At 58.6% G+C, this 18,877-nt stretch carries 18 protein-coding genes; 8 read left to right on the plus strand and 10 right to left on the minus strand.

Annotated elements, in window-relative coordinates:
* The first annotated feature begins 166 nt into the window (after positions 1-166).
* Positions 167-865 carry a GNAT family N-acetyltransferase gene (locus tag IM313_RS07630; RefSeq protein WP_048998934.1) on the plus strand — a complete coding sequence of 233 codons (699 nt, stop codon included), beginning with the start codon at positions 167-169 and terminating at the stop codon, positions 863-865.
* Between the two features lie 32 nt (positions 866-897).
* Here IM313_RS07630 and IM313_RS07635 read toward each other — a convergent pair whose 3' ends face one another.
* From IM313_RS07635 to betI, 8 genes are all read right to left on the minus strand, one after another.
* Positions 898-2,592 (minus strand): thiamine pyrophosphate-binding protein, encoded by a 1,695-nt coding sequence (locus IM313_RS07635; protein WP_192971437.1) that lies wholly within the window; start codon positions 2,590-2,592, stop codon positions 898-900.
* Positions 2,593-2,625: 33 nt separating this feature from the next.
* Complete coding sequence (locus tag IM313_RS07640) at positions 2,626-3,366, minus strand: SDR family oxidoreductase (RefSeq protein WP_028012273.1); 741 nt, start codon at positions 3,364-3,366, stop codon at positions 2,626-2,628.
* A 273-nt stretch (positions 3,367-3,639) separates the two neighbouring features.
* The gene (locus IM313_RS07645; RefSeq protein WP_028012274.1) at positions 3,640-4,287 is read right to left on the minus strand and encodes an anti-sigma factor domain-containing protein; all 648 of its coding nucleotides are present in this window, start codon (positions 4,285-4,287) and stop codon (positions 3,640-3,642) included.
* Positions 4,284-4,838: an RNA polymerase sigma factor gene (locus IM313_RS07650; RefSeq protein ID WP_192971436.1), complete on the minus strand. Its 555-nt coding sequence runs from the start codon at positions 4,836-4,838 to the stop codon at positions 4,284-4,286. The genes IM313_RS07645 and IM313_RS07650 overlap by 4 nt, the downstream gene beginning before the upstream one ends.
* A gap of 43 nt (positions 4,839-4,881) precedes the next feature.
* Positions 4,882-5,445, minus strand: a complete 564-nt coding sequence (locus IM313_RS07655; RefSeq protein WP_049138747.1) for a fasciclin domain-containing protein — start codon at positions 5,443-5,445, stop codon at positions 4,882-4,884.
* 148 nt (positions 5,446-5,593) lie between these two features.
* A complete protein-coding gene (gene betA, locus IM313_RS07660; protein WP_192971435.1) occupies positions 5,594-7,258 on the minus strand; it encodes a choline dehydrogenase in 1,665 nt (554 codons plus the stop codon).
* 13 nt (positions 7,259-7,271) lie between these two features.
* A complete protein-coding gene (gene betB / locus IM313_RS07665) occupies positions 7,272-8,744 on the minus strand; it encodes a betaine-aldehyde dehydrogenase (protein ID WP_192971434.1) in 1,473 nt (490 codons plus the stop codon).
* A gap of 13 nt (positions 8,745-8,757) precedes the next feature.
* Positions 8,758-9,345 carry a transcriptional regulator BetI gene (gene betI, locus IM313_RS07670; protein WP_023334836.1) on the minus strand — a complete coding sequence of 196 codons (588 nt, stop codon included), beginning with the start codon at positions 9,343-9,345 and terminating at the stop codon, positions 8,758-8,760.
* 128 nt (positions 9,346-9,473) lie between these two features.
* On the opposite strand from betI, the gene betT reads away from it, so the two are divergent.
* From betT to IM313_RS07705, 7 genes are all read left to right on the plus strand, one after another.
* Entirely contained in the window at positions 9,474-11,507 is a 2,034-nt protein-coding gene (gene betT / locus IM313_RS07675; protein WP_049138743.1) for a choline BCCT transporter BetT, read from the plus strand.
* A gap of 138 nt (positions 11,508-11,645) precedes the next feature.
* A complete protein-coding gene (locus IM313_RS07680; protein ID WP_041912044.1) occupies positions 11,646-12,032 on the plus strand; it encodes a type II toxin-antitoxin system RelE/ParE family toxin in 387 nt (128 codons plus the stop codon).
* A gap of 2 nt (positions 12,033-12,034) precedes the next feature.
* Positions 12,035-12,319: a NadS family protein gene (gene nadS, locus IM313_RS07685; protein WP_041910964.1), complete on the plus strand. Its 285-nt coding sequence runs from the start codon at positions 12,035-12,037 to the stop codon at positions 12,317-12,319.
* 203 nt (positions 12,320-12,522) lie between these two features.
* On the plus strand, positions 12,523-13,434 hold the full coding sequence (locus IM313_RS07690) for a metal ABC transporter substrate-binding protein (protein WP_047362700.1): 912 nt from the start codon (positions 12,523-12,525) through the stop codon (positions 13,432-13,434).
* Positions 13,435-13,436: 2 nt separating this feature from the next.
* The gene (sitB, locus tag IM313_RS07695; protein ID WP_192971433.1) at positions 13,437-14,243 is read left to right on the plus strand and encodes an iron/manganese ABC transporter ATP-binding protein SitB; all 807 of its coding nucleotides are present in this window, start codon (positions 13,437-13,439) and stop codon (positions 14,241-14,243) included.
* A complete protein-coding gene (gene sitC / locus IM313_RS07700) occupies positions 14,240-15,088 on the plus strand; it encodes an iron/manganese ABC transporter permease subunit SitC (RefSeq protein ID WP_048998924.1) in 849 nt (282 codons plus the stop codon). The genes sitB and sitC overlap by 4 nt, the downstream gene beginning before the upstream one ends.
* Complete coding sequence (locus IM313_RS07705; RefSeq protein ID WP_192971432.1) at positions 15,085-15,924, plus strand: metal ABC transporter permease; 840 nt, start codon at positions 15,085-15,087, stop codon at positions 15,922-15,924. The genes sitC and IM313_RS07705 overlap by 4 nt, the downstream gene beginning before the upstream one ends.
* On the opposite strand, the gene entD is transcribed toward IM313_RS07705, so the two are convergent.
* A complete protein-coding gene (gene entD / locus IM313_RS07710) occupies positions 15,860-16,549 on the minus strand; it encodes an enterobactin synthase subunit EntD (RefSeq protein WP_192971431.1) in 690 nt (229 codons plus the stop codon). The genes IM313_RS07705 and entD overlap by 65 nt on opposite strands.
* Before the next feature lie 81 nt (positions 16,550-16,630).
* Positions 16,631-18,871, minus strand: coding sequence for a TonB-dependent siderophore receptor (locus IM313_RS07715; protein WP_060573696.1), 2,241 nt, complete (start codon positions 18,869-18,871; stop codon positions 16,631-16,633).
* Positions 18,872-18,877: the final 6 nt, after the last annotated feature.

The raw sequence follows: 18,877 nt of genomic DNA on the forward strand, positions 1-18,877 counted from the left end.
TATGCTCCGCTACGTTAGGTCGACTCCACATTTCTTCAAAGTCGAAATTCTGCTTTGCTTATGCCATGCGGATATATCGCATGCGGCCTGGTTATTAAACGCCTCTCTTTTCGCCGCCCTTTTAACCTGCTATAACAAAATCCTTACCTTTCAGGGAGTCACCCCCGTGCCCGAAATCAATCAATATGGTCAAACCGTTAACGATCTCGTCCCGGACTGGAAGTGCGCGCAGGTATTAACCCGCACGGCGCTGACCGGCCAGTATTGCCGTCTTGAGCCGCTGGACGCCGGGCGTCACGCGGCGGATCTCTTTGAGGCCTACGCGCTGGGCGACGACAGCGACTGGACGTGGCTTGCCAGCACCCGGCCTGAAAGCGTGGAAGCCACCGCACACTGGGTGTCCGGAAAGGTGATGGATGATGATCTGGTGCCCTTCGCCGTGATGGATTTACGCACTGAAAAGGCGGTCGGGCTGGTGAGCTATATGGCGATCGAGCGCTTTCAGGGCTCGGTGGAGATCGGCCACGTCACCTGGTCGCGCAGGATGAAAGGCACCCGCATCGGCACCGAGGCGGTGTGGCTGCTGCTGAAAAACGCCTTTGACCACAAATACCGACGGCTGGAGTGGAAGTGCGACTCGATGAATACCGCATCGCGCAGCGCCGCGGAGCGGCTTGGATTCGTCTGGGAAGGGCGCTTACGCCAGCGGCTGGTGCGGAAAGGCCGCAACCGCGACAGCGATATGCTTTCTATTATTGATGGCGAATGGCCGCAAAGAGACGCGGAGCTGCGCGCCTGGCTGGCGGCGGCGAATTTTGACGAGGAAGGACGGCAGATAAAGCGTCTTGAGGCGTTTCGGTTATAAGTTTTTATGTAGGGTACAGCCCAACCACGCGGCTAATCCGCGGAAATCGCGATTTCAATCAGGTTGGTTTTTCCGGACTGCAGGCCGCGCGTTACCGCTTCGGCGATATCCGCCGCCTCGGTCACCCGGCAGCAGTGGACGCCCATGGCGGTGGCCAGCGACTGAAAATCAATATGCGGGTTCACGAGATCCATCCCGATAAAACGGCCCAACTGCGTGGAGCTGTAGTCGGCCTGGCTCTTCATAAAGTTTTTCAGGATGTTGTACTCCCTGTTATTCATGACGATAAAGGTGACCGGCAGATTTTCGTGTGCTGCCGTCCAGAGCGCCTGCGGCGAGTACAGGGAGGCCCCGTCGCCGATCAGGCAGACCACCGGCTCCCGCCCGCGTCCCAGCGAATGCCCCACGGAGGCAGGCATCCCCCAGCCCAGTCCGCCGCCGCGCATAAAGTAGTAGCGCTGATGCTGCTGGTCAGAGATGAACCGGCGGACATGCCTGGCGGTCGCTATCGCCTCATCAACGATGGTGGTACCCGCCGGAATGGCTTTAATGACTTCAAAGGCTGCGACCATCGGCGAAATATGCGGGCGCAGCCGCTCTGCCGACAGACGTTCTTCCTGCTGCTGCCACTCTTTTTCACGTTCGCTGAGTGCCGTTTTAAGCAACTGCTGATGGATCAGTTTGCCTGCCACCAGACGTTGCTCAAGCAGCGGTAAGAGCGCCTTCAGGGAAAGTTTGATATCCCCCATCACCGAGAGCCGGGTGGCATAGGTGCGACCCAGCTCGTTCATGTCGGCGGAGAGCTGGTAGACAGCGCACGAGCCCGGAATCGCGTCCCCTTCGCTGTAGAGAATGGTGATCAGGCTTCTGCCGCCGATGATAAATACGGCATCGTAGGCATTGATGACGCTGGCGATTTCGCTGGCGGTGGTGGGCATATTGCCCCGCCAGAGCGCGTGCTGGGTGGGAAATGGCAAATTCAGCGGCCAGGAGGAGCCGTAGACGTGGGCGCCGAGCGCTTCCGCCAGCTGGACAATTTCCTGCGTCGAGCCGCTGGAGTGTACCTCATCGCCCGCCACAATCATGATCCTGCCCGGCGCGATCTCGCTGAGCGCCTCCGCCAGCTCGTCCAGCGAGCCCGCAACGGTGTGGTAGTTTACTCTCGACGCCGTCTGTATCCCGGCGTCGCTCAGCTCTTCCATCAAGTTCATCGGCAGGGAGAGCAGCACCGGGCCGCCAGGAGGATAGCTGGCAGCGTGAAACGCGCGGCGCACCAGCACCGGGAGCTGGTCGGCGCTGGTGACCTCCTGCGCCCACTTCATGACCGGAGAGCCGATGGAAACAATATCATCATACAGAAGCGGGTCGCGGACGTAGTGTCGCGTATCCTGCTGTCCAACGGTCACCACCAGCGGGGTTTTCATAATCCGCGAATTAATGAGATTCCCCATGCCGTGCCCCAGGCCGCTGGCGGTATGCAAATTGATAAAGCCCGTTTTGCCGGAGGCTTTCGCATAGCCGTCGGCAATCGCCACCACGGTGCTCTCCTGAAGCGCCAGAATATAGTGAATATTTTCATGGCGAAGCAGGGCATCAATGAGCGGAAGTTCGGTGGTGCCGGGGTTGCCAAAAATATATTCCACGCCTTCACTCTCCAGCACTTCAAGAAGAATATCGGCACCCGTTCGCATATTGAGATCTGATAAGGACGTTAATGATTTAATCATAATGACACCTCATTCAGCATTATTTAACGCAGGCTAAAATTCTTCCTGCGTTGGACGCACAACAATTTCATTAATATCAACGTCGCCAGGCTGTTCTATGGCAAATAAAACCGCGCGGGCAATTGCGTCAGCCGGAATAGCCTGCTTATAAAACTCATGGAGAAATTTTTTACTCTCTTCGTCAGAACTGCCGAATTGCAGTTCGCTTTCGACGGCACCGGGCGAAATTAGCGTCGTGCGGATAGTTTTACCTGCCTCCTGACGTAAGCCTTCGCTCAGCGCGCGGACGGCGAATTTCGTGGCGCTATACACCACGCCGCCAGGGGCCAGCACCTTGATGCCCGCAACGGAGGCAACGTTAATAAAATGCCCGCTGCCCTGACGCTGGAACACCGGGAGCGCGGCAGCGATGCCGTACAGCACGCCCTTCAGATTGGTATCAATCATCTTGTCCCATTCGTCGGTTTTCAGCTCGCTGAGGGGGGCGATAGCCATAAAGCCCGCGTTATTGATCACCACATCCACGCGCTGGTATGCGGCAACGGCAGCGTCAATCGCGCGCTGCACCTCTTCCTGACGGGTCACGTCAGCCTTTACGGCAATCGCCTTGCCGCCCTGTTGAATAATCTGATCCACCAGGGCATTAATTCTGTCCAGACGGCGCGCCACCAGCACCAGCGAAAACGCGTTATTCGCTAAATGGAGGGCAATGGCCTGACCAATACCGCTGCTGGCACCGGTGATGACAACCACCTTGTTTGCACTAATATTCATGATCTTATCTCGCTATTGAGTGATGCAAAAAATAAAAGGCAGAGAAGCGTTAATGAATAATGACAAATTCATTAATGCGGTTTTTGATATATTCTGTATCGGGAATAAAATGATGTTCGTTTAAAACTTAATGGAGTACGGAAGCGTCTGTCAATGTCGTTTTTTAATAATTAAATTAATTGCAGGCCTAATATTTAATTCTTATAGGTAACCGAGAATATTATATAAATAAAAGGGGGAAACGATAGCGGCCCTGCAAACAGGGCCTGAGGATTACAGTTTGCCACTGTAAAGCACCGGACCTGTGGGGAGGCCGGTAGGCGATCCGCCCTCTGGTTCAAGGCTTATGGCTATCGTGGCGTCAGCAGGGAGTGTTGCGTTCCTGAGGGTGACGCGTGTGGGGATGTCGTTATGCAGCAGCCCCATGGATACCGGCGCCTGCCCGCCTGGGATCAGCCAAAGCTGCAGGCTGTGTTGCGCGGCGACAGCTGTCGGTCGAAGCGGGGCAATGCTCAGGTGCTGGCGGCTGGCGTCCGCGCTGACGACCCACTGCCCGTGCTGTTGGGCATCGTTGAGTACCATCAGCGGAGCGAGTTCCGGGGCTCGGGTGGCATACCAGGCAACGACCGTCAGGGCGGCGAGTGAGGCCGCAACCATCCAGCCGAGATAAGGCCGACTTTGGCGTAAAGGCTTTTTGGGCGGCAGGTCGAGGGCGATTCTTTTCCACACCGTCTCGGGTGGAGGGACGGGCACAAGATGACTATCCAGCGTGCTGAACATGTCCTGCCAGTACGCCACGCGGGCGGCCAGAGCCGGTTCACGGAGGACCCTTTTCTGGAACTGAAGCCGCGCTCCTCCCCGCAGCGTGCCGAGGGCATACTCTGCTGCCAGCATGTCGTCGCGTTTTTCTGCGTCATTCATAACCCCACGCACTCCCGAAGATGATCCATTGCCCGACGTATCCAGCTTTTCACCGAGCCTACAGGCTGCTGGAGCCAGTCGGCAATGTCTCTGTGAGACATTCCCTGATAGTAGGCGAGCGTAATGCTCTGGCGCTGCTCGCTGCTCAAATGTTCGAGACAATGCCTGAGCCGCTCTGCCTGCGCATCGTCGTGCCAGTTATTCTGCTCATCGTTTTCGCCGGGCAAAAGCGCTTCGTTATACGGCGACTCGCGGTCGGCAGCGCGGGTTTGCCCGCTGCGCAGCCAGTCAATACAGCGATTGCGAACAATATGCGTAAGCCAGGTCATCGGGGAGCTCAGTGCAGCGTTGTAGGTTTCGGCTTTACTCCAGACGGTGATAAAACAGTCGTGAAGGATCTCTTCTGCCCACGCGCGGTCGCGCAGCATGCGCAGCGCGACGGCAAACAGGTGTGGCGATGTGAGTCGATAGAGTTGTTCAAATGCGCGGCGATCGCCGTTTGCGACCGCCTGCATTAATTTCTGCTGCTGTTCTGCCAGCGCGTTATCCATGTTTTTCCCGGAAGGTAACGTCACACTTCCGAAGTATAGACAACTACTTAGGCATCAGGACGGTATCAATCACATCGATCACGCCGTTTTTTTGATGAACGTCATAGGTGCTAATGTTCGCCACATTGCCTTTACCGTCCTTAAGCTGAATGTTGTGCGGGCCGTTGCTCATGATCCACAGCGGCTGACCGTTAACGGTCTTCAGCTCCGCGTGTCCGCCGCCCTGTTTAATTTTCTGCTCCAGCGCCTTCATATCGTAATTACCGGCGACCACGTGATAGGTGAGGATGCTGGTGAGCGTGGCTTTGTTTTCGGGTTTGACCAGGTTCTCGACCGTGCCGGCAGGCAATTTCGCAAACGCCGCATTGGTCGGCGCAAATACGGTGAAGGGCCCTTTGCTCTGAAGCGTATCCACCAGTCCAGCCGCTTTGACGGCGGCCACCAGCGTGGTGTGATCTTTCGAGTTCACGGCGTTTTCAACGATATTTTTGCTCGGGAACATTTCCGCTCCGCCTACCATCACGGAGCCTGACGTCATGGCGGCTGATGTGCCTGCACAGAAGAGTAAAGCGCTGGTGACGAGTGCAACACGGGTTAGCTTTTTCATCATCTTTCCTCGGTTTAGGGAGCAAAGGGATTGCTCACATATGCATATACGAGGGGAGGGGATGAACTGGATGCAGGAAAATAAAAATAAATTTTGGGTGGGAAGCCCTCTCCCGTATGGAAGAGGGCCAGGGGGAGGGGAAATATCCTCAGCGTCTGACCGGCGCCCCGTTGGCCACATAATACGCGGCCGTACTTTTTGCCAGCGGCTCGCGCCCGCGAATCGCATCAGCAATTTTCTCACCGATCATAATCGTGGTGGCGTTCAGGTTGCCGGTAATAATCTGCGGCATGATCGACGCATCCACCACGCGTAATCCTTCCAGCCCGTGAACGCGGCCTTCACCGTCAACCACCGCCATCTCGTCATAGCCCATTTTGCAGGTGCCGCACGGATGGAACGCGGTTTCGGCGTGGTTACGCACAAACTCGTCCAGCTGTTCGTCGGTCTGGCATTCGACGCCCGGGCTGATTTCACGACCGCGGTATTTGTCCAGCGCGGGCTGGTGCATGATCTCGCGGGTGATGCGGATCGCGTCGCGGAACTCCTGCCAGTCCTGCTCGTGGGACATATAGTTGAACAGGATCGCCGGATGCTGGTGCGGATCGCGCGACTGAATGCGCACGTGTCCACGGCTCGGGGAGCGCATGGAGCCGACGTGGCACTGGAAGCCGTGTTCCTTCACCGCGTTTGAGCCGTTGTAGTTAATCGCTACCGGCAGGAAGTGGTACTGAATGTTCGGCCACTCGAACTCCTCGCGGCTGCGGATAAATCCGCCTGCTTCGAAGTGGTTGCTCGCACCCACGCCGGTGCCGCCAAACAGCCACTCCGCGCCAATCTTCGGCTGGTTCCACCACTGCAGGGCAGGGTAGAGGGAAACCGGCTCTTTACATTCATACTGGAGGTACATCTCCAGATGATCCTGCAGGTTTTCTCCCACGCCGGGTAAATCATGCACCAGCGGGATATCGAACTGCTTCAGCAGCTCAGCATTGCCCACGCCGGAACGCTGGAGGATCTGCGGTGACGCAATGGCGCCTGCGCACAGGAGGACTTCTTTATTCGCTGTTGCTTTTGACGGAATGGTGCTTTCGCCTTCCAGCCAGTCAACGCCTACCGCGCGCTTGCCCTCAAAGAGGATTCGATCGGTCATGGCGTGGGTGCGGATAGTCAGGTTTGGGCGCGGTTTCGCCTGATCCAGATAGCCGCGCGCGGTGCTGGCGCGTCGGCCCTGCGGCGTGACCGTGCGGTCCATCGGGCCGAAGCCTTCCTGCTGGTAGCCGTTGAGATCGTCGGTGCGCGGATAGCCCGCCTGCACGCCTGCTTCCACCATTGCTTCAAACAGCGGGTTTACGCCCGGCTTAGAGGTGGTGACGCTCACCGGACCGTCGCCGCCGTGGTAGTCGTTCGGCCCCACGTCGCGGGTCTCTGCCTTGCGGTAGTAGGGCAGGCAGTTGAGGTAGCTCCAGTGCTCCAGGCCAGGCTCTTTCGCCCAGTGGTCGAGGTCCATCGCGTTACCGCGGATGTAGCACATGCCGTTGATCAATGACGAGCCGCCCAGCCCTTTGCCGCGTCCGCACTCCATGCGGCGGTTGTTCATGAAGGGTTCTGGCTCGGTTTCATACGCCCAGTTGTAGCGCTTGCCCTGGAGCGGGAAGGCCAGCGCGGCGGGCATCTGGGTGCGGAAGTCAAAGCGGTAGTCCGGCCCGCCCGCCTCAAGCAGCAGGACGGTGGTGTTCGGATCTTCAGTCAGTCGTGTAGCCAGTACGTTGCCGGCAGAGCCGGCCCCGATAATAATGTAGTCAAATTGCAAATAAACCTCCCGGTTAAAATATGGACTGGAATTTACCCATCTCAACCTGGATGGACTTCACCTGGGTGTAGCTCTGAAGCGTCATCACGCCGTTCTCGCGGCCAATGCCGGAGTGCTTGTAGCCGCCGACCGGCATCTCTGCGGCGGATTCACCCCAGGTGTTGATCCAGCAGATGCCCGCTTCAAGCTGATGAATGGCGCTGTGGGCGCGGTTCAGATCGGCGGTGACGATGCCCGCCGCCAGACCGTAGTCGGTGTCGTTGGCGCGGCGAATGGCTTCTTCATCGCTTTCATAGGTGAGGATGGACATCACCGGGCCGAAGATCTCTTCGCGCACGATGGTCATCTCGTCGGTGCAGTCGGTGAACACGGTCGGGGCCACCCACGCGCCGTTATCAAACCCGTCGCCCTTCAGCACGTCGCCCCCGCACAGCACGCGCGCGCCTTCTTCTTTGCCTTTGGCGATGTAGCGCATCACGCTGTCGCGATGCGGGAAGCTGACCATCGGGCCAAAGTTGGTGCTTTCATCGAACAGATCGCCTGCGCGGATTCGGCCCACGCGCTCAACGATTTTCTGCTCAAACGCGGCCTTAGATTTTGCAGGCACGAACACGCGGGTGCCGTTGGTGCACACCTGCCCGGAGCTGAAGAAGTTGGCCATCATGGCGATGTCTGCGGCGAGATCCAGATCCGCATCGTCAAACACAATCAGCGGAGATTTGCCGCCCAGCTCCATCGTCACTTCCTTCAGGGACGAGGCTGCGGCGTTAGCCATCACCTTTTTGCCGCTGGTGACGCCGCCGGTGAAGGAGACTTTGGCAATGCCCGGATGCTCGGTCAGGTACTGGCCGGTTTCCGCGCCCACGCCCGGCAGGACGTTAAACACGCCGTCCGGCAGGCCCGCCTCGGTGTAGATTTCCGCCAGCTTCAGGGCGGTGAGCGGGGTCACTTCGCTCGGCTTGAAGATCATCGCGTTGCCCGCCGCCAGCGCCGGGGCGGATTTCCACAGGGCGATCTGGATCGGGTAGTTCCACGCGCCGATGCCCGCCACCACGCCCAGCGGCTCGCGGCGCGTGTAGACGAATGAGGTGTCGCGCAGCGGGATCTGGCTGCCTTCCAGCGCCGGGATCAGCCCCGCGTAGTACTCCAGCACGTCCGCGCCGGTGACGATGTCGACGGTCGAGGTTTCAGAAAACGCCTTACCGGTGTCGAGGGTCTCCAGCTTCGCCAGCGCGTCGTTGCGCTCGCGCAGGATGTCGACGGCGCGACGCAGGATGCGCGAGCGCTCCATGGCGGTCATCGCCGCCCAGATTTTTTGCCCGCGCTTTGCGCTCTCTACGGCGCGGTCCACGTCTTCGCGCCCGGCGGCCTGCACGCTCGCCAGAACTTCACCGTTGGCCGGGTTGATGGTCTCGAAGGTGCGACCGCTGGTGGCGGATGTATAACCACCATTGATATAAAGCTGCTGTTCTGCCATTCGGGACATGCTTCCTCCTCGGTTATTCGGTCGGTAAATGCTGGCTGATAAAGTGGCTGGTGAGCGATTGTGCGAGGGTTTTGTCCAGCGGTTTGCCGCTGAGTGCGGCGCGCAGCCACAGCCCGTCAATCAGCGCGGCGAGCCCGTAGCCTGCCTCTTCAGCCTGTTCACGCGGCAGCTCGCGGCGGAACTCGTACACCAGATTTGAGAGCAACCGGCGGCTGCTGACCTGCTGCAAACGGTAGAGCATCGGTTGATGCATGCTGCTCGCCCAGAAGGCCAGCCAGGCCTTCATCGCCGCGCCGCTGACCTGGGTTTCATCAAAATTGCCGCCGACAATCGCCTGCAAACGCTGCTCCGCGCTGCCGTTCGGCAGGGCGCGTAAGCGGCTTAACACCGCATCGCGCAGCTGGCCGGTGATGTCGCGCATAGTCGCTTCCAGCAGGCCGTTTTTATCTTTGAAATAGTGGCTGATGATCCCCGTGGACACGCCCGCCCGACGGGCGATCTGCGCAATGGTTGCGTCATGCATGCCCACTTCATTAATTGCTTCCAGCGTGGCGTCGATAAGCTGCCTGCGCCGGATCGGCTGCATCCCCACTTTGGGCATTTTTGCCACTCCATTCATCAGCGTTGGTAATCTATTAAAGCGGTTTTTGATTGGACGTTCAATATAAAATGTGTCTTAATTGTTGCGATTTTGGATTTCAATAGTTACAAAAACAGTGGGGATACTGGATGACAGACCTTTCACAAGACAGAGAAAAAGACAAAATCAACCCGGTCGTTTTTTATACGTCCGCCGGGCTGATTTTGTTGTTTTCCCTGACGACCATTTTCTTTAACGATTTTTCTGCCGAGTGGATTGGCCGCACCCTGAACTGGGTGTCGAAGACCTTCGGCTGGTACTACCTGCTGGCGGCGACGCTCTATATCGTCTTCGTGGTCTGCATTGCCTGCTCGCGCTTCGGCTCGGTGAAGCTCGGGCCAGAGCAGTCCAAGCCCGAGTTCAGCCTGCTGAGCTGGGCGGCGATGCTGTTTGCCGCGGGCATCGGCATCGATCTGATGTTCTTCTCGGTAGCCGAGCCGGTCACGCAGTATATGCAGCCGCCGGAAGGGGCAGGGCAGACGATGGAGGCCGCGCGTCAGGCGATGGTCTGGACGCTGTTCCACTACGGCCTGACGGGCTGGTCGATGTATGCCCTGATGGGGATGGCGCTCGGATACTTTAGCTATCGTTATAATTTGCCCCTCACCATCCGCTCCGCGCTCTACCCGATTTTCGGGAAAAGAATTAACGGCCCGATTGGCCACAGCGTCGATATCGCGGCGGTAATTGGCACCATCTTCGGCATCGCGACGACGCTCGGCATTGGCGTGGTCCAGCTCAACTACGGGCTGAGCGTGCTGTTTGATATCCCGGATTCGATGGCGGCGAAAGCGGCGCTGATTGCGCTCTCGGTGATTATCGCCACCATTTCGGTGACCTCCGGCGTGGATAAGGGCATCCGCGTGCTCTCTGAGCTGAACGTGGCGCTGGCGCTGGGCCTGATCCTGTTCGTGCTGTTTATGGGCGACACGTCGTTCCTGCTCAACGCCCTGGTGCTGAACGTGGGCGACTACGTGAACCGCTTCATGGGCATGACGCTGAACAGCTTCGCCTTTGACCGCCCGGTGGAGTGGATGAACAACTGGACCCTGTTCTTCTGGGCGTGGTGGGTCGCATGGTCGCCATTTGTTGGCCTGTTCCTGGCGCGTATTTCGCGCGGGCGCACTATTCGTCAGTTTGTGATGGGCACCCTGATCATCCCGTTCACCTTTACCCTGCTGTGGCTGTCGATTTTCGGCAACAGCGCGCTGCACGAGATCATCCACGGCAACGCAACCTTTGCCCAGGAAGCGATGGCGCACCCGGAGCGCGGATTCTACAGCCTGCTGGCGCAGTATCCGGCGTTTACCTTTAGCGCCTCCGTGGCGACCATCACCGGCCTGCTGTTTTACGTCACCTCGGCGGATTCCGGCGCGCTGGTGCTGGGGAACTTCACCTCGAAGCTGAAGGACATCAACAGCGATGCGCCGAACTGGCTGCGCATCTTCTGGTCGGTCGCCATCGGCCTGCTGACGCTCGGCATGCTGATGACCAACGGCATTTCGGCGTTGCAGAACACCACGGTGATTATGGGGCTGCCGTTCAGCTTTGTGATCTTCTTCGTGATGGCCGGGCTGTATAAATCGCTCAAGGTGGAAGACTATCGACGCGTCAGCGCCAGCCGCGACACCGCGCCGCGTCCAATGGGGGCCCAGGACAGGCTGAGCTGGAAGAAACGCCTGTCGCGCCTGATGAACTACCCGGGCACGCGCTACACCAAACAGATGATGGAGACGGTCTGCTTCCCGGCGATGGAAGAGGTGGCGCAGGAGCTGAAGCTGCGCGGTGCGTACGTGGAGCTGAAAAACCTGCCGCCGGAGGAGGGCGAAACCCTGGGGCACCTGGATCTGCTGGTGCACATGGGCGACGAGCAGAACTTTGTCTATCAGATCTGGCCGCAGCAGTACTCGGTGCCCGGCTTTACCTACCGGGCGCGCAGCGGGAAATCAACCTACTACCGGCTGGAAACCTTCTTACTGGAAGGTAGCCAGGGGAATGACCTGATGGATTACAGCAAGGAGCAGGTGATTACGGACATTCTGGACCAGTATGAACGGCACCTGAACTTTATCCATCTGCACAGGGAAGCGCCGGGGAATAGCGTGATGTTTCCGGATGTCTAAACGGATTCTTAAAATACCTTTGGGCTGTATATAAATACAGTTATTTGGCGCAGCATTACTCAAGGAAGAGTAACCATGCAGCATGAGCCTGGTGTTGAAGCATTCGGGCTTTTGCTGCGTTTAGGGAAGGAACTATGGATGAGTCATGCGATAGAGTTTATCGAAACATCACTCTTTACCCGACAGATTAAAAGCATTGCTACGGATGATGAATTAAAGGATCTGCAAAAGGAACTTATTGCGTGGCCTGATAAAGGTGACCTGATCCAGCAGACGGGTGGTTTACGTAAAATAAGGATGGCGGCAGCCTCAAAGGGAAAGAGAGGGGGTATCAGAGTGATTTACTTTCTGGCCACGGAGGAGGTGATCTATTTCATTATGGCCTATCCAAAATGCATAAAGGACAGCCTGACAGAGGCAGAGAAAGCAGAACTTAAAAAGCTGACTTCCATTCTGAAAAATACTGCTTCCAGTGCCGTAAATGAGAGGTGTACTATGTACCCCAATCAGGCAGGTGGAGGCTGATAATGAGTATTTTTAATGAATTAAAATCTTCGCTTGAAGAGGCCGTTGAGATCCATAACGGAAGAAAAGCCGCTTCCCGAGTAACCCGCTATGAAGTTGCTGATGTGCGTGCCATCAGAGAGCAGCTCAATATCACGCAAAGCGAAATGGCGAAGGCGCTTGGCACGAGCGTCGATACGATAAAGAGCTGGGAGTCCAAACGCCGCAATCCAACCGGGCTGGCGGCGAAGGTACTTAATGTGATTAGGGAGAATCCTGCATTTTACAAGGCACTTGCCGGGCTGTGAGTCGCCCTTATGCCGGGTGGCGCTGCGCTTACCCGGCCTTCAAAACTGCTTTTCCGTAGACCTGATAAGCGAAGCGCCGTCAGGCCCGCCCTTCATTGACATAACTTTAATGATAACCATTTTCATTTAAATATAGCCTGTGCTATACCTTATAGCACGGGCTAATTTTGCTTTGAATTTCACCACCTCAGGAGACTTCTGCGATGCACCCACTGCAAGGATTAAAGCGTCTGTTGCTCGGCGCGCTGCTCACGGCTACGACCAGCACGGGCGCGCTGGCGGCTGAAAAGTTCCAGGTCATCACCACCTTTACCGTCATCGCGGATATGGCGAAAAACGTGGCGGGGGATGCCGCGGAAGTCACCTCCATCACCAAACCGGGCGCTGAAATCCACGAGTACCAGCCCACGCCGGGGGATATCAAGCGCGCGCAAAAGGCGCAGCTGATCCTGGCGAACGGCATGAACCTGGAGCTGTGGTTCCAGCGTTTTTATCAGCACCTGAACGGCGTGCCGGAGGTGATTGTCACCCAGGGCATCACCCCGATGGGCATCAGCGAGGGGCCGTACGATGGCAAGCCTAACCCGCACGCGTGGATGTCGCCGGACAACGCGCTGATTTACGTTGATAACATCCGCGACGCGCTGGTGAAGTACGACCCGGCCAACGCGCAGGTCTACCAACGCAACGCTGAGGCCTACAAGCAGAAGATCGTCGCGACCCTCGAACCGCTGCGCAAGCAGGTGGCGGAGATCCCGGAAGACAAACGCTGGATGGTGACCAGCGAGGGCGCCTTCTCCTATCTTGCGCGGGATCTGGGCATGAAGGAACTTTACCTGTGGCCGATCAACGCCGATCGGCAGGGCACGCCGCAGCAGGTGCGCAAGGTGATCGATCTGGTGAAGAAACATCGCATCCCGGCGGTATTCAGCGAAAGCACGGTCTCCGATAAGCCGGCGCGTCAGGTGGCGCGGGAAACCGGCGCCCACTACGGCGGTGTGCTGTATGTTGACTCCCTGAGTGCGGAAAACGGCCCCGTGCCGACCTATATCGACCTGCTGAACGTCACCACCCGCACGCTGGTGCAGGGCATTCGCGACGGCATGAAGGAGTGACCATGCAGAAGGGGATTGTCGTCACGGACGTGACCGTGACCTACCGCAACGGCCACACGGCGCTACGCAATGCGTCGTTCAGCGTGCCCGGCGGATCGATTGCCGCGCTGGTGGGGGTGAACGGCTCCGGCAAGTCCACGCTGTTTAAGGCGGTGATGGGCTTTGTGCGGGCGGCGAGCGGCACTATCACCCTCAATGGGCTGCCGCCTCATCGGGCGCTGCGCCAGAACCTGGTCGCCTACGTGCCGCAGTCGGAAGAGGTCGACTGGTCGTTTCCGGTGCTGGTCGAGGACGTGGTGATGATGGGGCGCTACGGGCATATGGGATTTCTGCGGCGGCCTAAAGTGCAAGATCGGCAGATCGTGACCGACGCCCTGATGCGCGTGGATATGCTCGAGCTGCGCCACCGGCAGATTGGCGAGCTCTCCGGCGGACAAAAGAAGCGCGTCTTTCTGGCGCGGGCGATTGCCCAGCAGGGCGAGGTGATCCTGCTCGACGAGCCGTTTACCGGCGTGGACGTTAAAACCGAAGCCAGAATCATCAGCCTGCTGCGCGAGTTGCGCGACGAGGGCAAAACCATGCTGGTCTCGACCCACAATTTAGGCTCGGTCACGGAGTTTTGCGATTACACGGTGATGGTCAAAGGCACCGTGCTGGCGAGCGGCCCGACGGAAACCACCTTCACCGCCGAAAACCTTGAGCGCGCCTTCAGCGGCGTGCTGCGCCACGTGGTGCTCAGCGGTTCTGAAGAGCGCATTATCACCGACGACGAGCGACCCTTCGTGACGCACCGGCAGGAGGCAAAATGAACGCGCTTCTCGAACCCTTCAGCTATGAGTACATGCTTAACGCGATGTGGGTCTCGGCGATGGTGGGTGGGCTCTGCGCGTTTCTCTCCTGCTACCTGATGCTCAAAGGCTGGTCGCTGATCGGCGATGCGCTCTCTCACTCCATCGTGCCGGGCGTGGCGGGGGCTTACATGCTCGGGCTGCCTTTCTCGCTGGGGGCGTTTTTATCGGGCGGGCTGGCGGCGGGTAGTATGCTGTTTCTCAACCAGCGCAGCCGCCTGAAGGAGGACGCCATTATCGGGCTGATCTTCTCCTCCTTTTTCGGGCTGGGGCTGTTTATGGTCTCGCTCAACCCGACCTCGGTAAATATTCAGACCATCGTGCTCGGCAATATTCTGGCTATCGCGCCGGAGGATATCGTCCAGCTGGCGATTATCGGCGTGGTGTCGATGGTTATCCTGCTGTTCAAATGGAAAGATCTGATGGTGACCTTTTTTGATGAGAACCACGCCCGCGCCATCGGCCTGCGCCCTGAGCGCCTGAAGATCCTGTTCTTCACGCTGCTGGCGGTCTCTACCGTGGCGGCGCTGCAAACCGTCGGCGCGTTTCTGGTGATTTGCCTGGTGGTTACGCCCGGCGCAACCGCGTGGCTGCTGACCGACCGCTTCCCGCGTCTGCTGATGATTGCCGTCGCCATTGGCAGCCTCACCAGCTTCCTCGGCGCGTGGGCCAGCTATTACCTGGACGGCGCCACCGGCGGCATTATTGTGGTCGCCCAGACGCTGCTGTTCCTGCTGGCGTTCGTCTTTGCGCCGAAGCACGGGCTGCTCGCCAGCCGTCGTCGCGCGAAGGAGGCACACCCATGATGGCGCTGCTCCTTGAACCCTTCCAGTTTGCGTTCATGAACAACGCGCTGCTGATTTCACTTCTGGTAGCCGTGCCCTGCGCGCTGCTGTCGGTTTTTTTGGTGCTGAAAGGCTGGGCGCTGATGGGCGACGCCATGAGCCACGCGGTGTTTCCCGGCGTGGTGCTGGCGTGGGTGATGGGCCTGCCGCTGGCGCTGGGCGCGTTCGTTGCCGGTCTGTTTTGCGCGGTCGCCACCGGCTACCTCAAGGACAACAGCCGGATCAAGCAGGATACGGTGATGGGGATTGTCTTTTCCGGGATGTTCGGCGCGGGGCTGATCCTTTATATCGCCGTTAAACCTGAGGTGCATCTCGACCACATTCTGTTCGGCGATATGCTGGGCATTAACGGGATGGACATTCTGCAAAGCGGTTTCGTCGCGGGGCTGATTGCGCTGGTGATTGGCCTGAAATGGCGTGATTTCCTGCTGTTCTGCTTTGACTATCAGCAGGCGCAGGCGAGCGGCCTGCGCGCCCGCTGGCTGCACTATGGCTTACTGTGCATGGTGTCGCTGACCATCGTGGCGACGCTGAAGGCGGTGGGGATTATTTTGTCGATTTCGCTGCTGATTGCCCCCGGCGCGGTGGCGGTGCTGATCGCCCGACGCTTTCACATGGCGCTGCTGGTGGCTGTGGCGGTATCAGTACTGGTGTCGGTCATCGGCGTGTATGCCTCGTTTTATCTCGACAGCGCGCCCGCGCCGACCATAGTGGTCCTGTTCGCGGTGGTGTTTATCGTGACGTTTGTGGTGACCAGCGTGAAGGCGCGTCGGCAGGAACGTGTGACAGCAGGGTGATCGCCTGCTCGCCGCGCAGTTGCCAGTGCAGGGTGAAGGCGGTGCCTTCGTTAAAGCCTGACAGTTGACGGGTCAATGCCAGCGTAAGCGTGTTATCGTCGAGCAGGGTGACGCGCGCGCTGTCAAACCCCATGTAAGCCTGCACCTGCGGAAAGAGAGCCTTAAACAGGCTCTCTTTGGCGCTGAAAACCAGCGTCAGGGCGAGGGCGAACGGGTAACCCGAGCGGGAAAGCACACGCTCTTCATGGGCATCTATAATGCCATCTTTGATTTCCCTTGCTTCATTTTCGGCGAGGATCGCTTCACTATCGATACCGATAAGCGCAGGGTAAGGCGCGACGACAGCCATCGCCTCCGTGCCGCTGTGGGTGATGCTGCCGTAAATTCCGTTCGGCCAGAGCGGTTCCCCGCTGGGGCCGATGGCGGGAACGGTGTGGTCAGGCAAGGCGTGCGCGGCGGCGATGCGTCCTGCCAGATGGTCGGCCTTGCGTTTACGTCCGGCGTCAGCGAGCTGGGCGTGATGGGGGAGCCAGAGGAGATCGGCGTCGGTGAAGGTGGTGGGGTCGAAGATGATGCGGTGGAGGGTGAGGCCGGCGAGAGAAAATGTGCTGTGGGTGGTGTGCATGGTTTTTCCCTCTGAATTGTGCGGACTGATGCCCTCACCCCAACCCTCTCCCACAGGGAGAGGGGGAAGTCACTGCCTTTATCAGAATCTTGTGTTTACGCTCATGTACCAGGTGCGACCCGGTTCATTATACGTATACGCACCCGCACCGTACATATACGCGCCGGTTGTCGCGTTCCCCGTGGTCTGGGCATTACCCGCGCGCCACTGGCGCTTGTCGAAGACGTTGTCCACGCCGCCGGTCAGGCTGACGTTTTTCGTCACGTCCCAGGTGGCGCTCAGGCCAACGATGCTGTACGGGCTGACCTCGTCTTTTTCAGACCCGGTCACCGGCTGACCTTTGTAGTTGTACTTCTTCGGCTGCTGCTTGCCGTACCAGGTGAAGGTCGACTGCAATGACACATCCTGGTGCACCTGCCAGCTCAGGGTTGAGTTCAGCGTGTACTCAGGAATGATCGACAGACGGTCGCCGGTCTCCTTGTTCTTGCTCTGGAGCATATAGGTAATGTTGTTGGTCCAGTTGATGGTGTCGCTGACCGGCACGTTCAGGGAGCCTTCCAGACCTTCCACCACTGCCTTCGGCACGTTTTCCCACTGGTAGATATCGGTGGTGACTTTACCGGTGGAGGTCTGGCCAATCGGCGCGTAGCCCGCTTCAATCTTGTTGCGGTAATCGTTGCGGAACCAGGTCACGCCCGCCAGCCAGCCGTCGCGTTTCCACTCGAGGCCAATCTCTTTGTTGATGCTGGTTTCCGCTTTCAGATCGTCGTTACCCATCATATAGCAGCCCACGCCGTCGGAACTGGCGTAGCAGCCCTGGCCTTTACTGTACAACAGGTAGTTCGGATTAGTCTGGTACAGGCTTGGCGCTTTGTAGGCGCGCGCGATCCCCATTTTCAGGGTGAAGTCATCCCCCAGACCTTGCGACAGGTTCAGGGACGGGCTCCAGTTATTGCCCACGATGGTGTGGTGGTCGAAGCGCAGGGCAGGGGTCAGCATGGTGCTGTCGGTCAGCTCCATGTTGTTCTCAGCGAACAGGGAGAAGATCTCCGCTGACGTGTACGGGCTACGGTCTTCGCTCATGCCCGGGATGGTGCCACCCTGCTGGGTTTGCGAGAAGGAGGTCGAATCCTTCATCCGCTGCTGGTTCCACTCGGTGCCGAGCGTCAGGTTCTGGTTCACAATGAAATCAATCGGCAGGTTAATTTCGCTGTGCAGCATCACGTCGGCCAGATCGGTGTCGGTGAATTTATTGCTGTTGAACAGACCTTCCAGACCGCCCGCCAGCCCTTCGCCCAGACGGGAGTTGCGGGTGTGTTCGTACTGCGCCCAGTTGCTGGTGGTAATGCCGTTGTCCCAGCCGCCGTTCCAGGTCACGGCGAAGTTCTGGCGATAAATACGGTTCGTCTCTTTGCCGTAGTTCTTCTTCACCAACGCGTTGTCGTTGTTGGTGTTTTGCGTGTCACCCGCATAGAGGTTGTTCTGGCGGCTGTAGCCCGCTTCAAACTCCAGCGACTGCATCGGCGCGAAGTCCCAGCGCACCACGCCGTTGATGTCTTTGTTCTCTACACCCTCGCGGCCCGCGGGCAGGGTGTTGGCGTAGGCTCCGGTACGCTCAGACTGGTGGCCCTGGTTGATGTCCCACGCGTCGGCCTGAGTCTTATCCAGGTTACCAAACATGCGGAAGCTGAAGTCGCCGCCCAGCGGGCCGCTCAGGCTGAAGTTGGTGCGCTTGGTAGAACCTTCATCCTTGTGTTCAGGCGCGTTCAGGTAGGTGTTCCAGGAGCCGTGCCACTGGTCGTCGAACTTTTTGGTGATGATATTCACCACGCCGCCCGCCGCGCCGTTGCCGTAGCGCGCGGCGGCCGGGCCTCGAATGACCTCGATGCGCTCGATCATCTCCGGCGGTACCCAGCCGGTATCGCCGCGGGTGTCACGCTCGCCGCGCCAGCCCAGGCGGATGGAGTTGCGGCTGGTGACGGGTTTGCCGTCGATCAGGATCAGGGTGTTTTCCGGGCCCATGCCGCGAATGTCGATCTGACGGTTGTTCCCGCGCTGGCCGCTGGTGGAATTCCCGGTCAGGTTAACGCCCGGCATGGTGCGGATGATTTCCGCCACGTCCCGCGCGGGCGGGTTTTTGCGGATCTCATCGGCGGTGATGGTCGACACGCCAGGCGCCTGCAAATTCTGCTCGGCGGCGGTGATCACCATGGTGTCTTCGTGCTGCGCAGAGGCGGCGTTGTCGTCTGCCATGGCGGGCAGCGCGACGCCATAAATCCCTAAATTGACCAGCAAGGCCAGAGAGTGAATCTTCTTATTCATTGTACG

This window comes from Enterobacter cloacae complex sp. P2B (assembly GCF_014895985.1).
Taxonomy (GTDB): Bacteria; Pseudomonadota; Gammaproteobacteria; order Enterobacterales; family Enterobacteriaceae; genus Enterobacter; species Enterobacter bugandensis.

What these genes read in the sequence shown, in the direction of transcription:
- IM313_RS07635 (WP_192971437.1), bottom strand. Translation starts at nt 2,592, where the DNA reads ATGATTAAATCATTAACGTCCTTATCAGATCTCAATATGCGAACGGGT.
- IM313_RS07640 (WP_028012273.1), bottom strand. Translation starts at nt 3,366, where the DNA reads ATGAATATTAGTGCAAACAAGGTGGTTGTCATCACCGGTGCCAGCAGC.
- IM313_RS07645 (WP_028012274.1), bottom strand. Translation starts at nt 4,287, where the DNA reads ATGAATGACGCAGAAAAACGCGACGACATGCTGGCAGCAGAGTATGCC.
- IM313_RS07650 (WP_192971436.1), bottom strand. Translation starts at nt 4,838, where the DNA reads ATGGATAACGCGCTGGCAGAACAGCAGCAGAAATTAATGCAGGCGGTC.
- IM313_RS07655 (WP_049138747.1), bottom strand. Translation starts at nt 5,445, where the DNA reads ATGAAAAAGCTAACCCGTGTTGCACTCGTCACCAGCGCTTTACTCTTC.
- betB (WP_192971434.1), bottom strand. Translation starts at nt 8,744, where the DNA reads ATGTCCCGAATGGCAGAACAGCAGCTTTATATCAATGGTGGTTATACA.
- betI (WP_023334836.1), bottom strand. Translation starts at nt 9,345, where the DNA reads ATGCCCAAAGTGGGGATGCAGCCGATCCGGCGCAGGCAGCTTATCGAC.
- betT (WP_049138743.1), top strand. Translation starts at nt 9,474, where the DNA reads ATGACAGACCTTTCACAAGACAGAGAAAAAGACAAAATCAACCCGGTC.
- IM313_RS07680 (WP_041912044.1), top strand. Translation starts at nt 11,646, where the DNA reads ATGAGTCATGCGATAGAGTTTATCGAAACATCACTCTTTACCCGACAG.
- nadS (WP_041910964.1), top strand. Translation starts at nt 12,035, where the DNA reads ATGAGTATTTTTAATGAATTAAAATCTTCGCTTGAAGAGGCCGTTGAG.
- IM313_RS07690 (WP_047362700.1), top strand. Translation starts at nt 12,523, where the DNA reads ATGCACCCACTGCAAGGATTAAAGCGTCTGTTGCTCGGCGCGCTGCTC.
- sitB (WP_192971433.1), top strand. Translation starts at nt 13,437, where the DNA reads ATGCAGAAGGGGATTGTCGTCACGGACGTGACCGTGACCTACCGCAAC.
- sitC (WP_048998924.1), top strand. Translation starts at nt 14,240, where the DNA reads ATGAACGCGCTTCTCGAACCCTTCAGCTATGAGTACATGCTTAACGCG.
- IM313_RS07705 (WP_192971432.1), top strand. Translation starts at nt 15,085, where the DNA reads ATGATGGCGCTGCTCCTTGAACCCTTCCAGTTTGCGTTCATGAACAAC.
- entD (WP_192971431.1), bottom strand. Translation starts at nt 16,549, where the DNA reads ATGCACACCACCCACAGCACATTTTCTCTCGCCGGCCTCACCCTCCAC.
- IM313_RS07715 (WP_060573696.1), bottom strand. Translation starts at nt 18,871, where the DNA reads ATGAATAAGAAGATTCACTCTCTGGCCTTGCTGGTCAATTTAGGGATT.